This is a genomic window from Nocardia sp. NPDC046763 (genome assembly GCF_040645495.1).
Classification (GTDB): Bacteria; Actinomycetota; Actinomycetes; order Mycobacteriales; family Mycobacteriaceae; genus Nocardia.
The window spans coordinates 60,268-83,259 of record NZ_JBEYYI010000030.1 but is presented as its reverse complement, the minus strand read 5'-3'; the positions used below and the strand labels follow the sequence as shown (position 1 = coordinate 83,259).

The window sequence follows — 22,992 nt, the reverse complement described above, 5'->3', positions numbered from 1 at the left end:
CAATCGACTACTTCGCCGGTGACGCAGGCTGCGCCGGATCCTTGCAGTACGGGAGCTCGGGTGCGCAGGGGGTGAGGATGGTGGAGAAGTACTGGATGGCGGAGAAGAGGGTGATGGGTCCACCGGCGAGCACGACGCCGGCCATGGAACCCACCGCGCCGAGGGTTGCCATGCCGAGCACACATCCGGCGATGGTGGCGCCGACGAATGGCACCAGTAGGGCGATGACCGGGCTGGAGATGACGGCGCCGGCGGCACCGCCGACCAGACAGCCGACACCGGCGCCGAGGACGGCACCGAGCACCGCGCTGACAGCCGCGCCGACCGCGACGCGTTGCGCGAATGCACCCAGGGCTTGTGCGTCACGTGGCGTAAAGGATTCGGCCACTTGGGTGGCCGCCTGGTCGACGGTCACGAGCTCGCGGGCGTCGACGCGGGTGATCGGCTGCGGGTTGGCCTTCGACGGTGTGAGGGTCGCGGTCGACCCGTCGAGTCGGGCGGTGACAGGATAGGCGGTGTCGTCGATTCGGTAGGTCAACGGGAGCGCGGCGACGGGTCGGTCGTGGCGGTCGAAGAGCACCAGCTGCTCGTCGAGCCGGCGCAGCGTGCCATTACTGACGGTAATCACGGCGGAGTCGCCCTGCCGCGTGACTTCGTAGGCCACCGACGCGGATTCGTTGCTTGCGCTCGGGTCCGCGTAGGCCGTTGCGGCGGGAATGACCACTGCCGTCGCGGCGAGTGCCGCGACCACCGCGGATTTCCTCATGTTCATGGGTACCTCATCATCATTGATGGAATCGGGCGCGGCCCTGCGGTCCTCGCCCGTGGTGGGCAGGGGCATAGCGCCCCCGTATCCGGCGGTCAGGCGCCGGAGGCTGTGCCGCTTCGCAGGATCAGCGAAACAAACTGCGGTGCCGAGTGTTTCGATTCGACCGGGAGTCGGCCGGTCAGGACGCGACGGCCAGCGGTGCAGCGGTGGCGGCCTGCACCTGTGCCGCAGTGATGCCGGGGGCGCATTCGCGGAGTACCAGCCCGGCCTGGGTGACGTCGATGACGGCGAGGTTGGTGATGATGCGGTGCACGACGCGTTCGCCGGTCAGCGGAAGAGTGCAGCGGGACACGATCTTCGGTGCTCCGATCTTGTCGGTGTGTTCCATGAGCACCAGGACACGACGGGCGCCGTGCACCAGATCCATGGCCCCGCCCATACCTTTGACCATGTGGCCGGGGACCATCCAGTTCGCCAGATCGCCGGCGGCCGAGACCTGCATCCCGCCCAGTACCGCGGTGTCGATGTGTCCGCCGCGGATCATGCCGAAGCTGGTGGCCGAGTCGAAGAACGACGCTCCCGCCAGCGTGGTGACGGTCTCCTTGCCCGCGTTGATCAGATCGGCATCGACATCCGCTTCGGCCGGATAGGGTCCGGTGCCGAGGATTCCGTTCTCGGAGTGCAGGGTGACGCGGAAATCGCCGGGCAGGTGGTTCGGGATCAGGGTCGGCAGTCCGATGCCGAGATTGACGTACTCGCCCGGGCGGAGTTCGCGTGCGGCGCGGGCGGCCATCTCAGCACGGGACCAGCCCAGATTCGTGGTGGCCGTAGTCATGTCGACTGCTCCTGGGCGACGGTTCGTTTCTCGATGTGTTTGCGCTGCGGTCCGGTGTGCACCACACGGTCCACGAAGACGCCGGGCAGGTGGACGCGCGCCGGATCGAGATCGCCTGCGGGAACCAGATACTCGACCTGCGCGATGCAGAAGCGTCCGGCCATGGCGGCCAGCGGGTTGAAGTTGCGGGCCGACTTCTCGAACACGAGGTTTCCCTCGGTGTCGCCGATGCGGGCGTGTACCAGCGCGAAGTCGGCGGTGAGCGATTCTTCGAGCACATAGCGCCGCTCACCCCAGGCGCCGCCGAACGTGCGTACTTCCTTGGCAGGCGAGGCCACCGCGACCGATCCGTCCGCGGCATACAGCCACGGCAGCCCGCCATCGGCGACCGGGCTGCCGACCCCCGCCGGCGTGAAGAACGCCGGAATGCCCGCGCCGCCGGCCCGCAGCTTCTCCGCGAGGGTGCCCTGCGGGGTCAGCTCGACCTCCAGTTCGCCGGCCAGATACTGGCGGGCGAACTCGCTGTTCTCGCCCACATAGGAGGCGGTGATGCGGCGGATACGCTTGTCCGCCAGCAGAATTCCGAGTCCGTGCCCATCGGTGCCGCAATTGTTGGATATCACCTCGAGATCGGTGACTTCGCGGGCGGCGAGCGCGTCGATGAGTGCGTCGGGGATACCGCACAGCCCGAATCCGCCCACCGTGAGCGAGGAGCCCGAGGTGATGTCGGCGACGGCGGCCGGGGCCGACGCGGCGACCTTCGTCATCGGGTCGTCCCCGATCCGGCGGTGGACGGCGTCGTCTCCGCCAGGAGTTCACGCAGCAGTTCGGCTGCGCGTGGCCATTCCCCGTACCCCGAGGCGGGATTGAGGTGGCCGACATCGCCGAGATCGACCAGGCGACTCCCCCACGCCTCCGCCATACCGGAGACACGCCGGTAGGTGGCCAGCGGATCGTTGGTGGAGGCGGCGACGATGCTGGGAAACGGCAAGCGCCGCCAGGGAATCGGCGTCCACCCGTTGTCGTCCAATTCCGCTCGCGAGGGGTACCCGTCCGGCAGCGGAGCCTCGAAATCCGGGGGCGTGGCCAGCAGTGCACCGCGCACGGGCCTGGTGGACTGCTGCGCCCAGCGCACGGTGATCATGACACCGGCGCTGTGGGCGACGAGCACGACGGGCCCGTCGATCTCGGCGAGCACCGCGTCGAGGGCGGCGACGCGGGCCGTGCAGGAAAGCTTGTCCCGCTCCAGGGGCGGCACGGTGCGGACCCGGTCCAGCTGGTCGGCGAGCCGGGACTGCCAGTGGTCGGGGACGTGGTCGCGCAGCCCGGGCACGATCACAACGGTCGGTGTGATGGTCTCACTCATGAGGTGCGAGAAGTCCTTTCGAAGGTCGATGCGATGAGCCGGAGTCGAGCGCGGCAAGCCTGCGCAGCCCGGCGGGATAGGCCCGCTTGCCCAGCGCGAGTGCGGCGATGGCGAGCAGATAGGTCAGCGGCGCGAGCCGCAGCGCGTTCGCCAATCCGAGGTGATCCGCGAGGACGCCGACGACGAACGGGCCCAGTGCGAGGCCGAGCAGACTGTTGGCGAGGGTGAGGGTGCCGAAGGCCGAGGCCCGCACGGAGGGGTGGGTGAGGTTGGCGACCATGGCCGCGGCCGGTCCCGACGATCCGCCGGAGAAGAACGCTCCGACTCCGATCAGCAGCAGCTGTAGCGGGCCGTGGCCGGCGGCGAAACCGATTGCGAGACAGGCCAGGGCGATCGCGCAGAACACGATGGCCGTGGTCCATTTGCGGGACATGTCGGTGCGGCTGATTCGGTCGGTGATCATCCCGCAGACCACCATTCCGGCGCCGACGAGTAGCACGAACACCGAGGCGACCGCGCCGGCCCGGTCCGGAGCCAGGTCGTAGTAGCGACCGAAGAAGCTCGGCATCCACGACAGCAGCACCGCAGCGGTGAAGATCTGCAGTGCACTGCCCACGTACGCGCACAGGACCGCCGGGTTGGTGAACAGTGTCAAGACCGGAACCCGCAGGCCCGCTTCACTTTCCGGTCGCGGTGCCGCGTCGGCGGCATACCGGGCGAGCTTCTCCTCGCTGACGGCCGCCCGGAACAGAGCCGCCAGGACCAGCCCGAATACCGCCATGAGGGCGAAGGACCAGCGCCATCCGAAGTGCACGGCGATCACCCCGCCGGACGCCACGCCCAGCACCGAGCCGAACGATCCGCCCGCCATGAACGCCCCGCTCAGCGCGGAATGCCTGCGGGGCGCGAACACGCTGAGTACCACGGCGATTCCGACACTGCCGTAGGCCGCTTCGCCGACGCCGACGAGGAAACGTGCGCCGAGCATCTGTGGGTAGTCGGTGGCCACCGCGCACAGCAGGGTGGCCGCGCTCCACAGCACCGCCATCAGGACCAGGCTGCGCACGCGCCCCCAGCGGTCGGCCAGCAGCGAGAGCGGCAAGGTCAGCAGACCGACCATCAGGGCGACGACGCTGCTGAGTGAGGCCAACCGCGAATCCGACAGTCCCCATGCGGTTTTCAGGAATGGAAAGACCGCGCTGAGGACTTGGCGTGACATGTAGTCGGCCAGTAGCAGACCGAAGGCCAGCGCGAAGATGAGCCACGGATACGCCCGGCGGGTCCGTGCGACCGCCGTGGCCGGGGCGGCGGCCGGCTGGCCATCCGTCCCGGCGGCGGTAGTGTGCAACTCCATTGGTGCTCCTACGTATCCGGTGTGCGAGACGGTGGCGCACACCGGAGCTAGAGAGGAAACCGGGGCACACGACCGTCGGCCGGGTGCCCCGGAAGTAGGGCTCTGCCTGATCAGCGACCCGAGATACAGCCAGGTGCGGGCGGCTCAGGCGTGGTGGGTGAAGCCGACCTGGCCCGGCTTGCGGTTAGGTGCGAATCCGAGCTTGGCGAGAGTCTCGTCCGCGTCGGAGTAGCGTTCGCCGAGCCGGTAGATCTCGCGCGCCTCCTTGCCGGTGGCGACCTCGCGACCCAGCTCACCGGCGATACGCACCAGCTGCGCGACCTGCTGCACCGAGGTCATCTTCTGGCCCTTGCGACCCCAGAGCGTGTCCTCGTTGCCGCAGCGCGCGTGCAGACCCATTGCGATGGCCATGGTGTTGACCGGCAGCACACTGCGCATGAGCGTCTCGAGGGTCAGCACCGCGCCGTCGGGGACCCGGCGGATGAACTCCATCATGTTGTAGGGGTTGGGTCCGTCGAAGCCGCCGCCGATGCCGACCCAGGTCACCATGAGCGGGCCGGTGTAGACGCCGCGGCGGATCAGCCGTTCCACCGTCTCGAGCTGTGCGATGTTCGCGAGCTGGAAGTGCGGTTGAATTCCGGCCGCCTGCAACCGCTTCAGATGTTCCTCCACCCAGCCGGGTCCCGCCGGGACGTGCATCTCGCGGTAGGCCTCGTACACCTCCGGCCGCATGAACGACGTGCCGGCGATGTCGTCGTCGGTCATCAGCTCGACGATGTTCATCTGGTTGGTGTTGATGGCGATGGTGACCTGATCCGGCTTGGGATCGAGCGCCGCGAGCATGTGGCGCGCGTCATCGGAGAGCCATTTCGCGTCCGCGCCATCACCTTCCGGCGCGAAGGAGATGGAACCGCCGACCTGCAGGATCATGTCCGGCACCGTCTCGCGCAGCCGGCCCAGCAGCTCGTTGAACTTCGAGAGCCGCTTGGAGCCCTTGCCGTCGAGTTCCCGCACGTGGATGTGCAGGACCGTGGCGCCAGCTTCGTAGCAGTCGACCGCCTGCTGGACGTGCTGGTCCATGGTCAGCGGCAGGTCCTCGCTGAAATCGCCGGGTTCCCACTCGGGGCCGTAGGGGGCCACGGTGATGACCAGCTTCTCCTGGACCTCCGGGAACAGCGCATCGTCGTGAAAATGCATGGGTTTACTCCAATGTGAGTGGGCTGGAAGGGATGTCAGTACGGGAGGTCGCCGATGATCCCGGCGCGCTCCATCTTTCGGACCGCGGGCCAGTAGTCCTGGACCGCGTAGTGCTGGGTGCAGCGGTTGTCCCAGATGGCGAAGCTGTTGGGTGTCCACCGCCAGCGCACCTGGAACTCGGGGACCGCGGCCTGCCGCATCAGGTAGTGCAGCAGCTCCGCCGCGCCCGGCGCGTAGTCGAAGCCGAAGCGCACGTTCTCGGGGGTGTGGTAGTTGACCAGATGCGTGGTGAAGGAGTTGACGAACAGGATCTGCTCACCGGTCTCCGGATGTGTACGCACCACCGGGTGCTCGGCGTCCGGAAAGCGTTGCGCCAGTTCGTGACGCTGCTCCAGCGGCATGGCGGCGCCGAAGCTGGCCTCGATGCTGTGCCGGGCGCGCAGGCCCCGGATACGGTTCTTCACCTCATCGGGCAGGCGCCGATACGCCTCGGCCATATTCACCCAGATGGTGTCGCCACCGACGGGCGGCGCCTCCACGCAGCGCAGCACCGAACCCATCGGCGGATGGTGTCGCCAGGTGGCATCGCAGTGGTAGGCGTTCTCGTAGTGCTCCGGCGCGCTGTCCAGATCCTTGTAGATGCGGACCAGACCCGGGTGGTCCGGGTCGCTGCCGGCGACCGGATGGTCCTCCAGCTCGCCGAAGCGACGGGCGAGCGCGACGTGGTCGGCGCGGGTGATGTCCTGATCGCGGACGAACAGCACCTTGTATTCGAGCAGCAGGGCACGCAACTCGGCGAACAGGTCGTCGTCGTGTGCGGCCGCGGCCAGGTCGATGCCGGACAGCTCGGCACCGATGGTGCAGGTCAGCGGTGTCACGCCGATCGACCAACGCAGGGTCGAATCGTCCAGTGCAGCAGTGGTTGTCATGACAGTCCTCCCAAAGGGGTGTGAGCCGCAGCAAGGGGCGGCCGGAATTTCAGAGCACGAAGACCGAGGTGCCGACACTGCGACCGGACTCCAGATCACGGTGCGCCTGCTCCGCGTCGGGCAGCACGTAGCGCTGATTGATGTCGACGCGAATGCGGCCCGCGGTGACGTGGGAGAAGAGCTCACCCGCGAGTTCGGCTCGTTCGGCGGGGTCGGCGATGTAGTCGGCGAGCGCGGGGCGCGTCACGAACAACGAACCCTTCACCGCCAACTGCACGGCGTCGATCGGCGGGACCGGACCCGACGCGGTACCGAAGCAGACGAGCAGGCCGCGCCGCGCCAGGGAATCCAGCGACGACTGATAGGTGGTCTTTCCGATGCTGTCGTAGACCACGGGTACACCCTTGCCGTCGGTGATCTCCCGGACCCGTTCGGCGACGTCCTCGCGGGTGTAGAGCACGACGTGATCGCAACCGTTCGCACGGGCGATCTCGGCCTTCTCCTCGCTGGATACCGTCCCGATCACAGTGACGCCCAACAGTTTCGCCCACTGGGTGAACAGCGAGCCGACGCCGCCGGCGGCCGCGTGCAGCAGCACGGTGTCCCCGGCCCGCAGCGGGTGGATGCGCCGCAGTAGGTATGCGGTGGTCAGGCCGCGCATGGTCATGGAGGCGGCGGTCTCGAACGGGATGTCCTCCGGCAACCGGATCAGGTGCTCGGCGGGCATCAGGCGTTCGGTGCTGTAGGCGCCCAGCGGGCTGCCGGTATAGGTCACGCGGTCGCCCGGCCGGAAGCCGATCAGGCCCGGGCCGACCGCCTCGATCACGCCCGCCGCCTCCACGCCCATGCCGGCCGGCAGCGCCGCCGGGTAGAGGCCGGTGCGGAAGTAGGTGTCGGCGAAGTTCAAGCCGACCGCTTCGTGCCGAATCCGAACCTCACCCGGTCCGGGCTCGCCGACTTCGGCTGTCTCCCAACGTAATACCTCCGGTCCGCCGGTCTCGTAGAAGCGAACAGCCTGTGCCACAGTGCATCTCCTTTTCGACGCGACCGCGCCGGGGCGACGGTCGGCGTTATGGGTCCGACAGGGGTACCCGGCAGCGACCCGACGCGTGTCCGCGGCTACGGGGGCGCTCGGAGGCCCGGGCTATCGAAAACGAGAGGCCTGCCGCAGAATCCGGGCCGGGTGCGCTCACCGACCGCGATGTCCTGCCTTTCCGCTGGTCAACTCGTTGTGATGAACCCAGAGTAAGGCGGATCACATTCGTTTGCTTATCCTGTCGGGACAGGAATCCATTCACTTCGGGACAAGGGAGGATGCCCGGTGAAGCCGCTCGCTCGCTATGCCGCGTTGAGCAACTACGTGGAGCTGGGCCGATCCGTCGGCCTCGATCCGGTCCGCCTGGTGCGCGAATCCGGACTCGACCCAGCGAGCCTGACCCTGCAGGACCGCTGGGTACCGGCCGCCATCATCGCCGATCTGCTCGAACGCTCCGCCGCCGCCGCGCACTGCGAGGACTTCGGGCTGCGCCTGGCCGAGCGGCGGCGCTTCGCGAACCTCGGCCCATTGAGCCTGGTCATCCGCGAGGAGCCGGATGTGCGCAGCGCGCTGCGGGTCATGTCCCGGCACGCGAACATGTACAACGAGGCGCTACATACCCGGCTCACCGAACGCAACGGGCTCGCCACTATCCGGCTCGGGCTCGATATCGGGCAGTCCGGCGAAACCCGCCAGTCCATAGAACTCGCTGTCGGAGTGCTACACGGCCTGCTGCGCGGATTCCTCGGCAGCGGCTGGCAGCCGGTGGAGACTCGATTCACCCACGCCGCACCCACCGACCGCAGCACCCATCACCGCATGCTCGGGCCGAATGTCACCTTCGCGCAGGACTTCAACGGAATCATCATCTACACAACCGATCTCGATGCGCGCAACGCCATGTCGGACCCGCTGCTGCGCACCTACGCCAAGCAGTTCCTCGACTCCACCGACATCACACGCACCGCCACTACGGTCGACCGCGTCCGGGAACTGATCGAACTCCTGCTGCCCACCGGCCGCTGTTCGGTCGAACAGATCGCTCGCAGCCTCGGCGTCGACCGCCGCACCATCCATCGACATCTCGCCGCCGAGGGCGAAACCTTCACTGCCCTACTGGATTCCACCCGCGCCGAACTGGCCCAGCACCTGGTCGCGAATCGCCGCCACTCCCTGACCGAGATAGCCGACATGCTGGCGTTCTCCTCCCCCAGCAACTTCTCCCGCTGGTTCACGAAACGCCACGGCTGCAGCCCGAGAGCCTGGCGCACCCGGGGCAGGCCCACTGGACCGCGATAGGGCGTTGTCACCGCCCCTGATGATGCAGGCCGGAATGTACGTTGTCGCAGATACATTCGAAGCCGACGTGCGCGACGGCGTCTTCACCCACCCGACCGATCTCTTCCTCCGTGCCGGCCACCACCCGGACGGCACCCGTACCTTCACCTTCATGCCGGCCCCGCCGGAAGCCACCAGCCACGCCGACGATGCCTTCCGCCGGATCTTCGATCGAACCCCAGCCGACCGCTGAATCCCACCGGAACAGCCCGACTCAGAGCGGTTGTGTCCGAACCTAATTGGCGATTGCCGAGAGCGGTACCGGCGCGACCGGGCCACTGCTTCCGGCCGACCCCAGGTCCAGGTGGTTGAGGAGGATCTGGATTGCGACATACGGATTCATCGACCGGTCCTTCATCTGGAAATTCGTGCCAACTGGTTGTGACAGCCGTCACGGTGTGCTCTCATCAAGATACACAGATACATTCAATGTGTCTGTGTATCAGACTCACGAACAGGAAATCGGCATGGATGCACACCGACTCAGCAGGCGCGACGCATTGAGGACAGGTGGCGGTTTGTTGGGCGTCGTCGGTGCGATGGCACTGACCGCGCGCACCGCGAGGGCGGAGCCGTGGAGGTGGTCGCCCGCCGATTCGGTGGTCGGCGCCGGTGGCGGCGCCGACCCGCTGACCGTGTACGACCCCGACGCCGACTCGGTACTGGCCGATGTGATCGACCATGCCGATGTGCCCGAGGTCAACAGGCTGCTGGCGACCTGGGTCTACAACGACCAGCCCTTGCCCGCCGGCCTGCCGAAAGGCTTGGCCGACTTCATCGAATCCGCTCGTCAGCTACCCTCGTGGACCGACCAGGGCAAGCTGGCCAGTTCCTTCGAGTTCAACAAGAAGCGCGGTCTGTATCTCGGCGTGCTGTATGCCTTCGCCAGCGGCATGATGTCCACGGTCATCCCGCACGAGGCCCTCGCGGTGTACTACTCACGCGGCGGGTCGCACCTGAAGGAACGCATCGCCAAGACCGCGAAATTCGGATACGACATCGGCACGGTCAATGCCTACGGGGACGGCGGCGAGATGATCGTGACCTGTGTGAAGACCAGGATCATCCACGCGTCCGTGCGGCATCTGCTGCCGCAGTCGCCGCACTGGCCCGCAGGCGTCATGCCGATCAGCCAGGACGACATGATGGTCACCTGGCACAGCCTGGCCACCACCATCATGCGGACCCTCACCGCGTGGAAAGTACCCATCCCGGCCGCCGAATCCGATGGCTACCTGCACAGTTGGCAGCTGGCCGCCCATCTGCTCGGCATTCGCGAGGAGTACATCCCCGCGACTTGGGAGCAGGCCAACGCGCAGGCGAGCCAGCAGCTCGACCCGATCCTCGCACCGACCGCGGAGGGCAATGACCTGGCCGACCAGCTGCTCGACCTCGGCGCCGATCTCGACCTGACGCTGCTCAGCCGCGGCATTCTGGGCGCGTTCACCCGATTCATCATGGGCGACAAGGTCGCTGACTGGCTTACCATTCCTCGAGAACCGGTCTGGAGCCCGCTGCTCGAGGTGGCGTGGGGCCCGTTCGTCGCCGTTCGGGAAGGCGTGTTGTCGGTGGCGCCGGTGGTGGACGCCCCCTACTGGATGTTCGACGAGTTCCTGCGCCAGTTCGCCCTGTGGTACGTGGCCGAACTGCGGATGCCCCTGAGCATCGAAATCCCGCTGACCAACCGCTGATTCGCCGTTCCCGTCCAGGGACGCACGGGTACGGACGACGCTCGGCCCGGCGCGTGATACCCCACTGGATTCAATGAAACAGCTAACGTACCCGCGTATCAACAACGATGTGGAGTGTGTGCAACGCGAACATCAGGCGCAGCGCGATCGCGGCGCAGCCCGAGAACTGACGCAGGACAAGATGTTTCAGGAGGACACCGTGGAATCTGCGCCGCCCGCGAATGAGCTCCCCGCCGGGAAGTCCTTGCTCGAACGCGCCTACCTGCAGGCCGTCGAACAGGTCGACGACACCGACCCGATGCGCACCCGCATCCTCGACGCGGCCGAGGAACAATTCCGGCGGTGGGGTATCCAGCGCTCCACCATGGAGGACGTCGCGCGCACCGCGGGGATCTCACGGATCACCGTCTACCGCCGCTTCGCCACCAAAGAAGAATTGGTCGAACGCGTCATCCTGCGTGAATTCCGCCGGTACTTCGACACATTCCTCGTCGATATCGCGGCGGCGACGAATGTCGGCGACCGTGTCGTCCTCGGATTCGTGAGCTCCCTGCGCGCACTGCGCGGCAACCCGCTCATCGGTGCGCTGATCACCGCGGAACCCGACCACTTCGTCAGCTCTCTTGTGGGCGACGGCGGACGGGCCGTCGCCATGGTCCGAGAATTCGTCGCCCGTCAACTCCGCCAGGAACAGCGGGCCGGCACCATCTCCCCGGACCTGCAGGTCGAGCTGGTCGCCGAGTTGATGGTCCGAATCTGCGCCTCGTTCCTGGCCATTCCGAGCCAGGTCGTCGACCTCGACGACGACGAACAACTCGCCGCGATCGCCCGCCGATTCCTGGTCCCCATGCTCGAGCCGTACGGGCGATAGCACGCACCGGCGCTCGTCCTGCGAAGTCCGGTCTTCTCACGGTGGCCGAACCGTCATCCGCGATCGGTGAGGGGATTCATGGCCGCGGATATCTGGGCGACCAGCCGCCAGGGGCGGTCGGCGTCGGCCCGGGCCTTGCCGCTGGTGAGGATTGCGCCGGACAGGTTGCGGGCACGATCGGACCAGCCATATTGGGTGGTGAGGCCGCTGCGGCCGAAGTGGGATCGGGTGTCGCGGCCGAACTTCGAGCGGCGGGCGCCCAGTTCGTAGCCCGCCACGGAGACGCGACCCGCCATACCGGGCAGCCAGGGGGCGGGACGGATTGCGGCGGCGAGGGTTTCGGGGCGCATGATGCGAACGCCGTCGAGTTCCCCTCCGCGAGTGAGGATTTCATAGAAGCGGGAGAGTTCGGCCGCGGTGGTCACCAGGTTGCCGGACGGGAGTTCGGCGGTGAGGAAGGCGCGGGCGGCGGCCGGATCGGTCGGGCCGGAGAGGCCCCCACCGAGGGCTCGGCCTGCCACGTGGCGCCAGAGTTTGGAGGGTCCGGGGCCGACCTTGACGCTGGGCACCACCTGGTCGACGTCCTCGGGCCGGACGCCGAAATTGGTCCAGCGGAAGCCGAGTGGTTCGAGGACCTGTTCGCGCAGATGGTCGCGCATGGCCTTGCCGGTGGCGCGCTGAACCAGGAGGCGCTGGATGAGTCCGCCCGTCAGTGCGTGATACACGCGGAACCGGTTGGGCGGCCAGCTCGGAACCAGGTCGGCCAGGCCCTGAACGGCGAGCTCCTCGTTGAGGACCAGGTCGGAGCCGCGGTGGGGCGGGGTGATGAACGGGACGCCCGCGGAATGCGAGAGGACGTCGCCGATGGTGATGCGGTCCTTGCCGTGGCCGGCGAATTCGGGGATGTAGTCGCACACAGGGTCGGTCAGCGCGAAGGCGCCCTGTTCGATGAGCATGAACATCAGGGCGGCGGATACGCCCTTGGCCGTGGAGAATCCGCAGAACGGTGAGTGGGGGGTCACCGGGCGCTTGTCGGCGTCGGGGGAATCCTTGGGCGCATTGCCCCAGCCGTGGCCGATTGCCCGGTTCAGCACGATGTGGCCGTGGCGGCGCAGGCACACCTGGATAGCTGGTGTGGTCCCCATGCGATACCAGTCCTGCACGGACCGCCAGATCGCCTCGATGTCGCGGGGCGCGAGTCCAGCGTCGGCGGGGTCGGCTTCGGGTCCGAGGGTGGTCACCGCGTCGAGGTCCGGGTCGATCCGCACCAGCGCTGTTATACCTGGGCTCATCCGACCAGCATAGGGAGATGCCGGTTCACAGGAAGCTCCCAGCAAGGAGTCAGGGTCTTCACCGGCTGGCGCGACACACTCCCGCGGTGAGCGTGACCACTGCCGAGCTGGCCCCGTCCGAACCGACCGCCCCGCCAACCGAGACGTCATCGGAAGGCCTCTCCCCCGCCCGCCGCTGGGAGCGGCCGGCGCTGGCGCTGCTACTCATCGGCACCGCCGTCGCATACCTGTGGAACATCACGGTCAACCAGATGGGCAACGGCTTCTATGCGGCGGCCGCCTGGTCCGGATCGCAGAACTGGAAGGCGCTGCTGTTCGGGTCGCTGGATCCGGGCAACTTCATCACCGTCGACAAGCCGCCGGTCTCGCAGTGGGTCATGGGCCTGTCCGGGCAGCTGTTCGGGTTCAGCAGCGCGAGCATGCTGGCGCCGCAGGCGATCATGGCGGTGGGCGCGGTCGCGCTCATGTATGGCGCGGTCACCCGGGTCACCCTCAGTCGCGGCGCAGGGCTGCTGGCGGGTCTGGTGCTCGCGGTGACGCCCGTGGTGGCGTTGATGTTCCGGTTCAACAATCCGGACGCCGCCATGGTGCTGCTCATGACCGCCGCGGCCTACTGCACTGTGCGCGCACTGCCGCGGGCGAGCCTGAAGTGGATCGTGCTGGCCGGTGTCGCACTGGGATTCGCGTTCCTGGCCAAGATGCTCGAGGGTCTCATGGTGCTGCCCGCGCTCGGGCTGGCCTATGCGATCGTCGCCCCGACCACGCTGCGCAACCGGCTGCTGCACTCGCTGGCCGCGCTGGGCGCGCTGATCGTCTCCTCCGGCTGGTACGTGCTGCTCACCATCCTCTGGCCCGCCGATTCGCGCCCGTACCTGGCGGGATCCAAGGACAACACGTTCATGGATCTGGTGCTGGGCTACAACGGTTTCGCACGCTACCTGGGCAAGAACCACATGGGCGGCAACGCCAAGAACCCCTTCGAACTGCCCGAGGGCTACCAGATTCCGAAGGCGCTCGAGGGCGGCGGATTCGGCGGCGGGTTCGGCAACGGTCCCGACCGGATGTTCACCGGCGAGATCGGTTTCGAGATCTCGTGGCTGCTGCCGGCGGCGCTGCTCGCCTTCGTGCTGGTGCTGGTGTCCCGGGGACGCCGGCCGCGCACCGATCTGATCCGCGGCGCGGCGCTGGTGTTCGGTCTGTGGCTGATCATCGACGGGGTGCTGTTCTCGGCGATGAAATCGGGCATGCACGCCTATTACACCCTCGCCGTCGCCCCGGCGATCGCGGGCTGCTTCGCCATCGGCGCGTACGAGGTGTGGCGGCGACGGGCCGAGGCGTTCGGCCGCGTGGGTGGCGCCGCGCTGATCCTCTCGGCGGGGATCTGGGGTTTCGTGCTGCTGCAACGCAATTCCGACTGGCAGCCGTGGCTGCGCTGGGCGGTGCTGGCGGTCACGGTGATCACGGCGCTGGGATTGCTCGTGCTGGCGCTGCCGCCCGCGGCCCGCTGGGACCGGCTGCGCGGCCGCGTGACCACGCTGCTGCTCGTGGCCGGTGTGATCGCGGGCCTGACCGGCTCCACGGCGTATGCGGCCGCGACCCTGCCGCAGTCGCACACCGGCGGCGGCCCGACCGTGGGCCCGGCCCAGCCCAAGAAGACCGGACCGGCCGATCAGTTCCGCAAGCAGCTCGAGACGCTGTTCGGCGGTCAGGCCGATCCGCAACTGGTCGCGCTGCTGCAGCAGACCAATACCAAATGGTCGGCCGCCATCGACCGTTCGTCGCCCGCGTCCGGGCTCGAATTGGCCAGCCGCACCTCGGTCCTCGCCATCGGCGGCTTCACCTCCGCCGACCCGGTGCCGACGCTGCCGCAGTTCGAGGACATGGTCCGTAACCACGAGATCACCTACTACCTGTCCCCCGAGGTCCCACTGCCCGACTCCTGGCGGGTGGATCCGAAGCCCGGTGACACCGCCGCGCCCGCGCAATCGGGTGCGAAGCAAGGCATCTGGCGTCCGACGGGCAACAAGGAGATCCTCGACTGGGTAACCGCCCACTACACGGCCACCCAGCACTTCGGTTACATGGCGGTCTACGACCTGACGGTGCAGCCGCACTGACCCTTGCGGCGGCGTCCCCGGATTCCGGCTCGGCCCACCGAGTCCCGTCGATCCGGGGACGCCGCCGAGGTCTTTTCCGGGCCGGCTATGGAGAATCCCGTGAACTCGCGCCGCTACTGTCGGGCCCGGTGCGCAGCAGTACTCGGACCGACCCAGGCGCTGAGCGCTTCGAGAAGACCTGTGTCGCAGGGTCCGTCCGCGGCCCATGCCACATGGCCGTCCGGCCGGACCAGGACTGCTGACGGCGCGGGAATGTCGCCGAGGCCGGGTACGGACCATCGGCTCGCGTCGCACCGCGCCTCGACGACGTCGATGCGGCCCTGCCAGTCGCCGATCCGCGGGCGGGTTCCGTTCAGGGACAGCAGGACCGGGCGGCCGCCGCGGAGCAGTTCGTGGACGCGCGTGCCGCCGGCGGGGACTGTGAGGTCGACGTCGGGGACGCGATAGCCGGACAGCGGGTGGCCGTCGCCGACGTCGTAGCGGACGTCGAGGGCGAAGAGCATGCCGCCGAGGCGGTTTCGGACCTCGTCTATGTCGAAGAGTCCGGCGAGCGTGTCGCGCAGGGCCTCGGTATGGGGGCCGGGGCGCATGAGCGCGGTCTGGGCGCGGGTGTTCTGCAGGACGCGCGCGGCGACCGGGCGGCGTTCGGATTCGTAGGTGTCGAGCAAGGCTTCGGGCGCGCCGCCGTGCAGAACGGCGGCGAGCTTCCAGCCCAGATTGGCGGCATCCTGCACGCCGGTGTTCAATCCCTGGCCGCCGGCGGGGAAGTGGATGTGCGCGGCGTCGCCCGCCAGCAGTACGCGATTGGAACGGTAGCGTTCGGCGAGGCGGGCCGCGTCGCCGAACTGTGAGACCCAGCGGGGGCTGTGCATCCCGTAGTCGGTGCCGGCCACCTCGCGGAAGGATGCCCGGAAGTCCTCGAAGGAGGGTTGGGCCGCGTGGTCGATGACGCGGTCGTGCCGGTTGACCATGAGCCGGAACCAGCCGGGCTGCAACGGAAGTACCGAGAAATCACCCGGTCCGCGACGTTCGGTCAGGATCCAGCCGGGCGGCGGGTCCGCCAGTTCGGCATCGGCGATCGTGCCGACCATGGTCGCGTCGGTCCCGGCGAACTCGATCCCAGCCAGTTTGCGGACCGTACTGCGGCCTCCGTCGCAGCCGACGAGGTATGCGGCCCGGATGCGGCGGCCGTGCGCACCACCGACCCGGATCTCGACACCATCGGAGTCCTGCTCGAGGTCTGCAACCGGTGAGTCCCACTGCACGGGTGCACCCAATTCGGTTGCGTACCGATCGAGTTGGGTCTCGATGTCGGCCTGGGTGATGACCAGTCCGGTCGGATACCGGGTGGCCAGATCTCTGAACTCGATGGGCAGCCCGGCGAAATGCCCCGGACCGCGGCCCCGGAACACATACCCGTGCGGCAGCACTCGCTCCATCAGCCCGCGCTGATCGAGGATCTCCATCGTCCGGGCATTGATACCGCCCGCTCGCGACTGTCCGGTGCGCGCGGTGAGGGCGTCGAGCAGGACCACTTCGATTCCCGCGAGCCGCAATTCGCAGGCGAGCATCAGCCCGGTCGGTCCGGCTCCGGCGATGACCACATCGTTCTGGTAAACATTGTTCACCAGACGAAGGCTAAAGGAGCTGATCCGTGTCGTCAACCACGCGAACCCGGCTACCAAGGCCGGCGCTAGGCTCTGGACCGATGGTCAAACGTGGATTGAGCCGGGATCGGCTGGTAGAAATCGCCCACGAGTACGTGTCGGCGAACGGATTGGACGCGCTCACCATGCGGCGACTGGCGGCGGCCGCCGAGGTGACTCCCGGCGCGCTGTACAAGCATCTGAAGGATCGCCGAGATCTCCAGCGCGCCATGTCCGATGCCGTCTACGCCACCATCGACCTCACCGATATCGACCTCGACGCCCCGACACTCGCCCAGGTCATCGCCTGCTGCGAGCGCATGCGCGCGGCGATGCTCCGATTCCGCGACGGCGGCCGCATCGTCGCGGGCTCCTACTCCCCCTTCGCGGCCACGGTGAAACTGTCGGGCACCCTCATGACACTGCTGCACGGCATCGTCGTACCGCCCTTCGAACCGGGCGACCTGCAATCCGTCCTGCGTTCCTACACAACCGGTTTCGTCATCGAAGAGCAGGCCTACCTGGAACTCGAGCGCTCCGGCGAATGGCAGCCGCTGGTCTCGGCCCTCACCGCCGACGCCCCCCACCCGAACCCGGCCGGCGACACCACCATCTCCATCATGACCGGCGAACGCGACCGCAGATTCACCGACGGCCTCACCGCCATCCTCGCGGGGACGGTCCGCCCGGATCGCCGGTAGCCGAGAACCGCCCGATCAGGGGGTGACGATCGGGAATGTGGGCTCGAAGTCGTCCAGCAGCGCGGCGAGTTCGCCGAGTGCGGTCACCTCACCGTCGAGGGTGATGGCGCCCGAGCCCGCGAGTTCCCCGGCACAGCCCGGGGTCAGCAGCACCTTGACGAGTGCCGCCTTCGGACCCGACACCGTCACCCGGGCACCGTCGGCGCGCCCCTGGCGGGCGTTGAGAACACCGCGGCGCACCCACATCGTCCACTGCTGTCCCGAATCGGTGAAATCGAGATTGATGCTGATGTTCACGCCGCTGGCCTTCTCGCCGATGACGTGGACCGCGACGAAGTCGAAGAGGATGTCGATCGGCATGGCCAGAATCGAGTCCGGGCTGGCCGTCACATAGGGCGGTGGTTGCACACCCTCACGCAATTCCTTTGCGGCGCTGAGGAAGACGCCTCGCCACTGCGGCCCCTCGGCCTGATACCCCATCTGCTCGTAGGCGTCGGCCTGCAATTCCCGCGCCGCGGTATTGCCCGGATCGGCGAAGACCAGTTTGTGCAGAATCTCGGTCGCCCACCGATAGTCGCCGGCCTCGAAAGCGCGCCGGCCCTCGGCGAGAATCGCGTCGGCTCCGGCGAATTCGACGAAGCGGGTGGCCGAGTCGACCGGCGTGTGCGGGTGCAGCGACACCGGATCGCCGTCCCACATGCCGAGTTCCTTGGTGAACACCGCACGCACATTGTGATGGACGGTGCCGTGGTAGCCGCGATTGGCCCAGTTGCGGCCCAATTCGTCGGGCAGTTCGATGATCTCGGCCGCCTCCAACGGAGTGGATCCCTTGTTGGCCAGCCGCAGCGCTTGGTCGTGGATGTACTTGTAGGTGTCGCGCTGTGATTCCAGCAGCGTGCTCACCTGGTCGTTGCCCCACACCGGCCAGGTGTGCGGGCCGTAGTGCACCTCGGCCTCGTCGCCCCACCGTTCCAGCGTCTCGTCGAGGTAGCGGGCGAAATTGCGGGCGTCGCGGGTGCGTGCGCCGCGCAGGGTCTGAATGTTGTGCAGTGCATGGTTCGCGTTCTCCGCGCAGGTCAGCGCCTTCAGCTCCGGAATCCAGATGTGCAATTCCTCGGGCGCCTCGGTGTCGGGGGCGTAGAGGAATTCGAATTCCAGTCCGGCGATCTCGCGCCGCGTGCCGGTCTCGGTGATCGAGTCGGTGGGCGAAATGTAGGAGACGGTCGCGCCTTTGGTGGAGACGATGCCGATGCCACAGGTGATGTGCCCGGTGGCGTTCAAGTCCAGCAGACCACCGAAGGCGTAGAAACTGCGGCGCGCCATGGCATTTCCGGTGATGACGTTCTCACCGATGGCGAACTTGTCGAACGACTTGATCGTGCCCGGGGCGATGATCGGAACCTTCCCCGACGCCACGTCCGCGGGATCGACCACGCCTTTCACGCCGCCGTAGTGGTCGATGTGCGTGTGGGTGTAGATGACGGCCGCGACCGGTTTGTCGGAGACGTGCGTGCGGATCAGGTCCATGCCCTGCTGCGCCGACTCCACCCCGAACATGCAGTCGACCACGATCAATCCGTCGTCGCCCTCGATGACGGTCAGGTTGGCCATGTCGTTGTTGCGGACCTGGTAGATCCGATCGGACACCTGATACAGGCCGCCCAGTTTGATGAGCTGGCTCTGCCGCCACAGGCTCGGATCGACCGTGTCGGGCGCGGGCGCACCCTCTTCGATCCAGTCCAGGGCGTGCGGGTCGAAGATGACCGAACCGTCACCGGCGATGACATTGCCCGGCAGTTCGGCGATCAGGCCGCGTCGCACATCCGAGAAGTCCTGCACGTTCGCCAGGTCGTAGCGTGCGGCCGCTTCACGATTCACGCGAGCGGTGCCCGGGGTCGCAGGTTTTGGCTGGCTGCACAAGTCGACTCCATTCTTCGATCCGTATTGCCCGAAGTGTTGCCGCGCCTTGAAGCTACGCCTCACCCGTGTGGTCCGAATCGGTCGGGTGGACGGGACTGCGGGACAACAGACCGACGGGTATGCGAACATATGTTCGTGTCCGGTTCGCCGACGAGGATGAGCGAGCGCCCCGAGCGGGCGGCGATTCTGCATGCCGACCTGGACTCCTTCTATGCGTCGGTGGAGCAGCGCGACAGTCCGCGGCTGCGCGGGCGGCCGGTGCTCGTCGGCGGCGGGGTCGTGCTGGCCGCCAGTTACGAGGCGAAGGCGTTCGGGGTGCGGACGCCCATGAATGTGCGTCGGGCACTGAGCCTGTGCCCCGATGCGATCGTGGTGCCGCCGCGGATGTCGGCGTATTCGGAGGCCAGCAAGGCGGTCTTCGAGATCTTCCGCGACACCACGCCCGAGGTGGAGGGCATCTCCATCGACGAGGCGTTTCTCGATGTGGCCGGACTGTGGCGGATCGCCGGCACCCCCGTCGATATCGCGCGCGGGCTGCGGGCGCGGGTACGCGCGGAGGTCGGGCTGCCCATCTCGGTCGGGGTGGCGCGCACGAAATTCCTGGCCAAGGTGGCCAGCGCGGTCTCCAAACCCGATGGGCTGCTGGAGGTTCCACCCGACAGGGAGCTGGAATTCCTGCATCCACTGCCGGTGGAACGCCTGTGGGGCGTGGGTGAGGTGACCGCGCGGGAGCTGCGTGAACGCGGCATCACCAAGGTCGGCCAGCTCGCGGACCTGGGTGAGGGGCCGCTCGCGGCGGTGCTCGGCCCGGCCACGGGCAGGCATCTGCACGCCCTGTCGTGGGCGCGGGACCCGCGCCGGGTGGACACCGGGCGGCGCCGGCGCTCCATCGGCGCACAGCGGGCGCTGAGCCGCCGCCATCGCAGCGACGAGGAGCTCGAGGCCTACCTGCACGGCCTGGCCGACCGGCTCGGGCACCGGCTGCGCAAAGCCCGGCGAGTGTGCCGAACGGTGGTGCTGCGCATGCGTTTCGACGATTTCACCCGCGCCACCCGCTCGCACACGCTGGCCGAGGCGACCGACAGCGGCGAGGCCGTCCTGCGGGCCGCATGCACCCTGCTCGCCGCGACCATGCCGCTGATCCGGGAGCGCGGCGGCCTCACTCTCATCGGCCTGTCCCTCACCAACCTGGACGACGCCGACACCATGCAGCTGTCGCTGCCGTTCGAGCCGCGAGCGGAATCCACCCTCGATTCGACCCTGGACGCACTGCGGGATCGCTTCGGCGCGGGCACCGTCACGCGCGCGGCCCTGCTGCGGAAGGGCGAAGGGCTCTCGGTGCCAATCCTTCCCGACTGATCGGTCCTGTTCGGCCGCGCGGGTAGCCTGTGACGCATGGCTCTCGACCACGGCGACCCGGGCGACGCGCCCTCGACTCCCCCGCCGCTGACCCCCATCGCGATCACCACCCGGCCGTCCGCGGCGGATGAGGCCAGAACCGTTGCCGCGGCAACGAATACGGCCACCCTGGCCACCCTGTCGGCCGACGGCGGCCCCTGGGCCAGTTTCGTCACTTACGGATTGCTTGCGGGACAACCGGTCCTGTGCGTGTCCCGGATGGCTGAGCACGGCCGCAATCTGGCCGCCGATCCGCGAGCCAGCCTGTCCATCGTGACCCCGGAGTTGCCGGAGGATCCGCTGGCGGGAACCCGATTGACGCTCGCCGGTGTCGCGGAACGCCCACAGGGCGAGGAGGCGGTGGCGGCCCGCGCGGCCCACCTGGCCGCGGTCCCGGCCGCCAAGACCTACATCGACTTCAGCGATTTCACGGTGTGGGTGCTGCGGGTGCAGCGGGCCCGCTGGGTCGGCGGGTACGGCCGCATGGATTCCGCGACCGCCGACGAATACGCGGCCGCCCAGGCCGATCCGATCATCCCCGGCGCGGCCCGCGCCATCGCCCACCTCAATGACGATCACGCGGACGCGTTGCTGGACATGGCCCACGTCCGGGGCGGCTATCCGGACGCGACCGCCGCGGTCTGTGAACGCGCCGACCGCTTCGGCCTCGATCTGCGGGTCACCACCCCGCGCGGCATCGCGGTCACCCGCATCGGCTATCTCACGCCCATCGACAGCATCGCCGACTTGCGTACGGCCACTGTCGATCTGGCCCGGGCCTCGCGACCGGAGTGACCGACCGGACCATGCCGCAGCGTGATCGTCAGTGTGCGGTCTGGGAGGCGGCGGCGGTCTCGTTCAGGTCGGCGAGCGAAAGCAGGTGGCGGGGCGGGGAATCCCGAATAATGCTGGACCGCACGTCCAGATCCCCGGTGGCGTGGAGCAGTTCACCGGAGGCGAGGAGCCGCCATCCGGGGTCGTTGTCCATGCGTTCGGTGGCGATGACGACAGCGGGATAGTCGGTCAGCACGCCACTGCTGGTGCGAATGCCCCTATGACCCACGTGGTCGAGCCGCTGATCGCCCTGTGCGCCACCGGCGGCACGCTCGAGGACATACAGGTCGTGGGTGTCGGGATAGCGCAGGGCCCACAGTTCGGTCGCGGTGGTGAGAATCAGGTTGAGCGCGTAGAGCGGCAGCCGGTCGGCGATCCAGCCGACCGCGTCGGTGATGCCCGCGGTGACATCGCCCGCATGATGGTCGATCCGGGCCGTGATCAGGGCGAAGAAGCGCTCGGAGTCGGTGTCGCCGTGCACGAGTCGGCGATAGTCGCCGAGTTCGTGCTCCAGCTCGTCGAGCCCCTCCAGCACCCCGTTGTGCGCGAACAGGCGTCCGTGCTGCTCGAACGGATGGGTATTGCGCATGTTCAGCCCGCCCGTGGAGGCGAAACGGACATGCGCGACGAAGGTTTCGGATTCGCATTCGCGGGCCTCCTGCGCGAAGAGCCGATCCTCGTAGGCGGCGATCGGCTGCTTCTCCACCAGCGGCGCGCCCGCGGCCGTGAAGGTGCCCAGGCCGACGCCATCGGGTTCGCGGTGACTTTGCCGGGACAGGCTGTCGGGCGCCTCCAGCAACCAGAAGGTGGCGCGCACCCGCTGCGGCGCGGCCGAGAGTCCGAACAGGCGGCACATGACCAACTCCTCCCATAAGAGGCGAAGACGCGCGGACTGCACGACAGCACGGCCGGGCTGAGGGATGATTGGGCCATGTCGGACACGCCGTCGGTGCTCACGCATCATCGTATGCCCGAGCATGACGCCATGCGCCTCTCGGGCACGGTGGAAGCCATGATGTGGATCCACCGCAACTGCGTCGAGGGCGACGGTGACACCGAGCAGTCGTGTGGTCGCCGACAGCAGCTATTGGAACTGCGCTTGAAGAACGGGTGGACCTGGCCGCTTCCGAAACCGGATGCGGAATGGCGGTTGCAGCACTGAGGCGGATTCACTGCCGGGAGCGGAATACCCACGGCGGCAACGCAGTTGATGCGGACCATGACCGACGTTGCGCGTCAGGGACTGTACGAAGTGGCAAACCCGGCCGGGACGGTCGAGGTAGGCACCGAGACCTGGCCGGCCACCGCCGTGGTCGCGAGCGGGGACGAGGGGTCCCGGTAGGACTCGCCGAAAATCCAATGAAGTTCGATCGTTCAAGCCGCGCAACCAATTTCGGCTATGGCCCGCAGCGTCGCTGCCGAACTCGCACCCCGCGGAATCCGCGTCAACGCCGTCAACCCCGGCCCGATCGAGATCCCCGGCGGACGGCCCGGCCCAGCCGACAGCGAATACATCCAACGCTTACAGCGGATGGCCGCCTCGGCTCCGCTGGCGCCTCGGTCGCCCCGGCGACACAGACCACATCGTGGCCCCCGACTTCAGTGCCCTGAGCTCGGGTCCGACCGCCGTCGGGAGCGGTAGCCGCACCGTCGACTCGGGCAAAGAGTCTCGCGGTGGTGCGGCCCCTTCTAGAATCA

The 22,992-nt window shown here is 67.9% G+C and carries 22 protein-coding genes; 10 read left to right on the top strand and 12 right to left on the bottom strand.

What is annotated here, in order from left to right; genetic code table 11:
* Positions 1-7: 7 nt before the first annotated feature.
* The 8 genes from ABZ909_RS35545 to ABZ909_RS35510 all read right to left on the bottom strand — a co-directional run bounded on the left by ABZ909_RS35545 (position 8) and on the right by ABZ909_RS35510 (position 7,474).
* Entirely contained in the window at positions 8-772 is a 765-nt protein-coding gene (locus ABZ909_RS35545) for a hypothetical protein (protein ID WP_357008822.1), read from the bottom strand.
* 175 nt (positions 773-947) lie between these two features.
* Complete coding sequence (locus tag ABZ909_RS35540) at positions 948-1,604, bottom strand: 3-oxoacid CoA-transferase subunit B (RefSeq protein WP_357008819.1); 657 nt, start codon at positions 1,602-1,604, stop codon at positions 948-950.
* On the bottom strand, positions 1,601-2,371 hold the full coding sequence (locus ABZ909_RS35535; RefSeq protein ID WP_357008816.1) for a CoA transferase subunit A: 771 nt from the start codon (positions 2,369-2,371) through the stop codon (positions 1,601-1,603). The genes ABZ909_RS35540 and ABZ909_RS35535 overlap by 4 nt, the downstream gene beginning before the upstream one ends.
* Positions 2,368-2,970 (bottom strand): alpha/beta fold hydrolase, encoded by a 603-nt coding sequence (locus tag ABZ909_RS35530; protein WP_357008813.1) that lies wholly within the window; start codon positions 2,968-2,970, stop codon positions 2,368-2,370. The genes ABZ909_RS35535 and ABZ909_RS35530 overlap by 4 nt, the downstream gene beginning before the upstream one ends.
* Complete coding sequence (locus ABZ909_RS35525; protein WP_357008810.1) at positions 2,963-4,324, bottom strand: MFS transporter; 1,362 nt, start codon at positions 4,322-4,324, stop codon at positions 2,963-2,965. The genes ABZ909_RS35530 and ABZ909_RS35525 overlap by 8 nt, the downstream gene beginning before the upstream one ends.
* A 144-nt stretch (positions 4,325-4,468) precedes the next feature.
* The gene (locus tag ABZ909_RS35520) at positions 4,469-5,521 is read right to left on the bottom strand and encodes a 3-keto-5-aminohexanoate cleavage protein (RefSeq protein WP_357008807.1); all 1,053 of its coding nucleotides are present in this window, start codon (positions 5,519-5,521) and stop codon (positions 4,469-4,471) included.
* 35 nt (positions 5,522-5,556) lie between these two features.
* A complete protein-coding gene (locus ABZ909_RS35515; protein WP_357008804.1) occupies positions 5,557-6,450 on the bottom strand; it encodes a TauD/TfdA family dioxygenase in 894 nt (297 codons plus the stop codon).
* 49 nt (positions 6,451-6,499) lie between these two features.
* The gene (locus ABZ909_RS35510) at positions 6,500-7,474 is read right to left on the bottom strand and encodes a quinone oxidoreductase (RefSeq protein ID WP_357008801.1); all 975 of its coding nucleotides are present in this window, start codon (positions 7,472-7,474) and stop codon (positions 6,500-6,502) included.
* Positions 7,475-7,771: 297 nt separating this feature from the next.
* Here ABZ909_RS35510 and ABZ909_RS35505 point away from each other — a divergent pair, with 297 nt between their 5' ends.
* From ABZ909_RS35505 to ABZ909_RS35490, 4 genes are all read left to right on the top strand, one after another.
* Entirely contained in the window at positions 7,772-8,785 is a 1,014-nt protein-coding gene (locus ABZ909_RS35505) for an AraC family transcriptional regulator (protein WP_357008799.1), read from the top strand.
* Positions 8,786-8,819: 34 nt separating this feature from the next.
* Positions 8,820-9,017, top strand: coding sequence for a hypothetical protein (locus ABZ909_RS35500; protein ID WP_357008796.1), 198 nt, complete (start codon positions 8,820-8,822; stop codon positions 9,015-9,017).
* A 274-nt stretch (positions 9,018-9,291) separates the two neighbouring features.
* The gene (locus ABZ909_RS35495) at positions 9,292-10,515 is read left to right on the top strand and encodes an oxygenase MpaB family protein (RefSeq protein ID WP_357008793.1); all 1,224 of its coding nucleotides are present in this window, start codon (positions 9,292-9,294) and stop codon (positions 10,513-10,515) included.
* A gap of 181 nt (positions 10,516-10,696) precedes the next feature.
* Positions 10,697-11,386 (top strand): TetR family transcriptional regulator, encoded by a 690-nt coding sequence (locus ABZ909_RS35490; RefSeq protein WP_357008948.1) that lies wholly within the window; start codon positions 10,697-10,699, stop codon positions 11,384-11,386.
* A 53-nt stretch (positions 11,387-11,439) separates the two neighbouring features.
* Here the strand turns inward: ABZ909_RS35490 and ABZ909_RS35485 are convergent, their stop codons facing one another.
* The gene (locus tag ABZ909_RS35485) at positions 11,440-12,678 is read right to left on the bottom strand and encodes a serine hydrolase (protein ID WP_357008791.1); all 1,239 of its coding nucleotides are present in this window, start codon (positions 12,676-12,678) and stop codon (positions 11,440-11,442) included.
* A gap of 86 nt (positions 12,679-12,764) precedes the next feature.
* Here ABZ909_RS35485 and ABZ909_RS35480 point away from each other — a divergent pair, with 86 nt between their 5' ends.
* Entirely contained in the window at positions 12,765-14,795 is a 2,031-nt protein-coding gene (locus ABZ909_RS35480; protein ID WP_357008789.1) for a glycosyltransferase family 39 protein, read from the top strand.
* Between the two features lie 113 nt (positions 14,796-14,908).
* On the opposite strand, the gene ABZ909_RS35475 is transcribed toward ABZ909_RS35480, so the two are convergent.
* Positions 14,909-16,423, bottom strand: coding sequence for an FAD-dependent monooxygenase (locus ABZ909_RS35475; RefSeq protein WP_357008787.1), 1,515 nt, complete (start codon positions 16,421-16,423; stop codon positions 14,909-14,911).
* An 80-nt stretch (positions 16,424-16,503) separates the two neighbouring features.
* On the opposite strand from ABZ909_RS35475, the gene ABZ909_RS35470 reads away from it, so the two are divergent.
* Positions 16,504-17,142, top strand: a complete 639-nt coding sequence (locus ABZ909_RS35470; RefSeq protein WP_357008784.1) for a TetR/AcrR family transcriptional regulator — start codon at positions 16,504-16,506, stop codon at positions 17,140-17,142.
* Positions 17,143-17,157: 15 nt separating this feature from the next.
* On the opposite strand, the gene ABZ909_RS35465 is transcribed toward ABZ909_RS35470, so the two are convergent.
* On the bottom strand, positions 17,158-19,020 hold the full coding sequence (locus tag ABZ909_RS35465) for an alkyl sulfatase dimerization domain-containing protein (RefSeq protein WP_357008781.1): 1,863 nt from the start codon (positions 19,018-19,020) through the stop codon (positions 17,158-17,160).
* Between the two features lie 198 nt (positions 19,021-19,218).
* Between ABZ909_RS35465 and dinB the strand changes: the two genes are divergently transcribed.
* The gene (gene dinB / locus ABZ909_RS35460) at positions 19,219-20,421 is read left to right on the top strand and encodes a DNA polymerase IV (protein ID WP_357008778.1); all 1,203 of its coding nucleotides are present in this window, start codon (positions 19,219-19,221) and stop codon (positions 20,419-20,421) included.
* A 36-nt stretch (positions 20,422-20,457) separates the two neighbouring features.
* Positions 20,458-21,255, top strand: coding sequence for a DUF2470 domain-containing protein (locus tag ABZ909_RS35455; RefSeq protein ID WP_357008776.1), 798 nt, complete (start codon positions 20,458-20,460; stop codon positions 21,253-21,255).
* Positions 21,256-21,283: 28 nt separating this feature from the next.
* Here ABZ909_RS35455 and ABZ909_RS35450 read toward each other — a convergent pair whose 3' ends face one another.
* Entirely contained in the window at positions 21,284-22,150 is an 867-nt protein-coding gene (locus ABZ909_RS35450) for a class II glutamine amidotransferase (protein WP_357008773.1), read from the bottom strand.
* Between the two features lie 75 nt (positions 22,151-22,225).
* Between ABZ909_RS35450 and ABZ909_RS35445 the strand changes: the two genes are divergently transcribed.
* The gene (locus tag ABZ909_RS35445; RefSeq protein WP_357008770.1) at positions 22,226-22,456 is read left to right on the top strand and encodes a hypothetical protein; all 231 of its coding nucleotides are present in this window, start codon (positions 22,226-22,228) and stop codon (positions 22,454-22,456) included.
* Positions 22,457-22,693: 237 nt separating this feature from the next.
* On the top strand, positions 22,694-22,936 hold the full coding sequence (locus ABZ909_RS35440; RefSeq protein ID WP_357008768.1) for an SDR family oxidoreductase: 243 nt from the start codon (positions 22,694-22,696) through the stop codon (positions 22,934-22,936).
* Positions 22,937-22,992 lie beyond the last annotated feature (56 nt).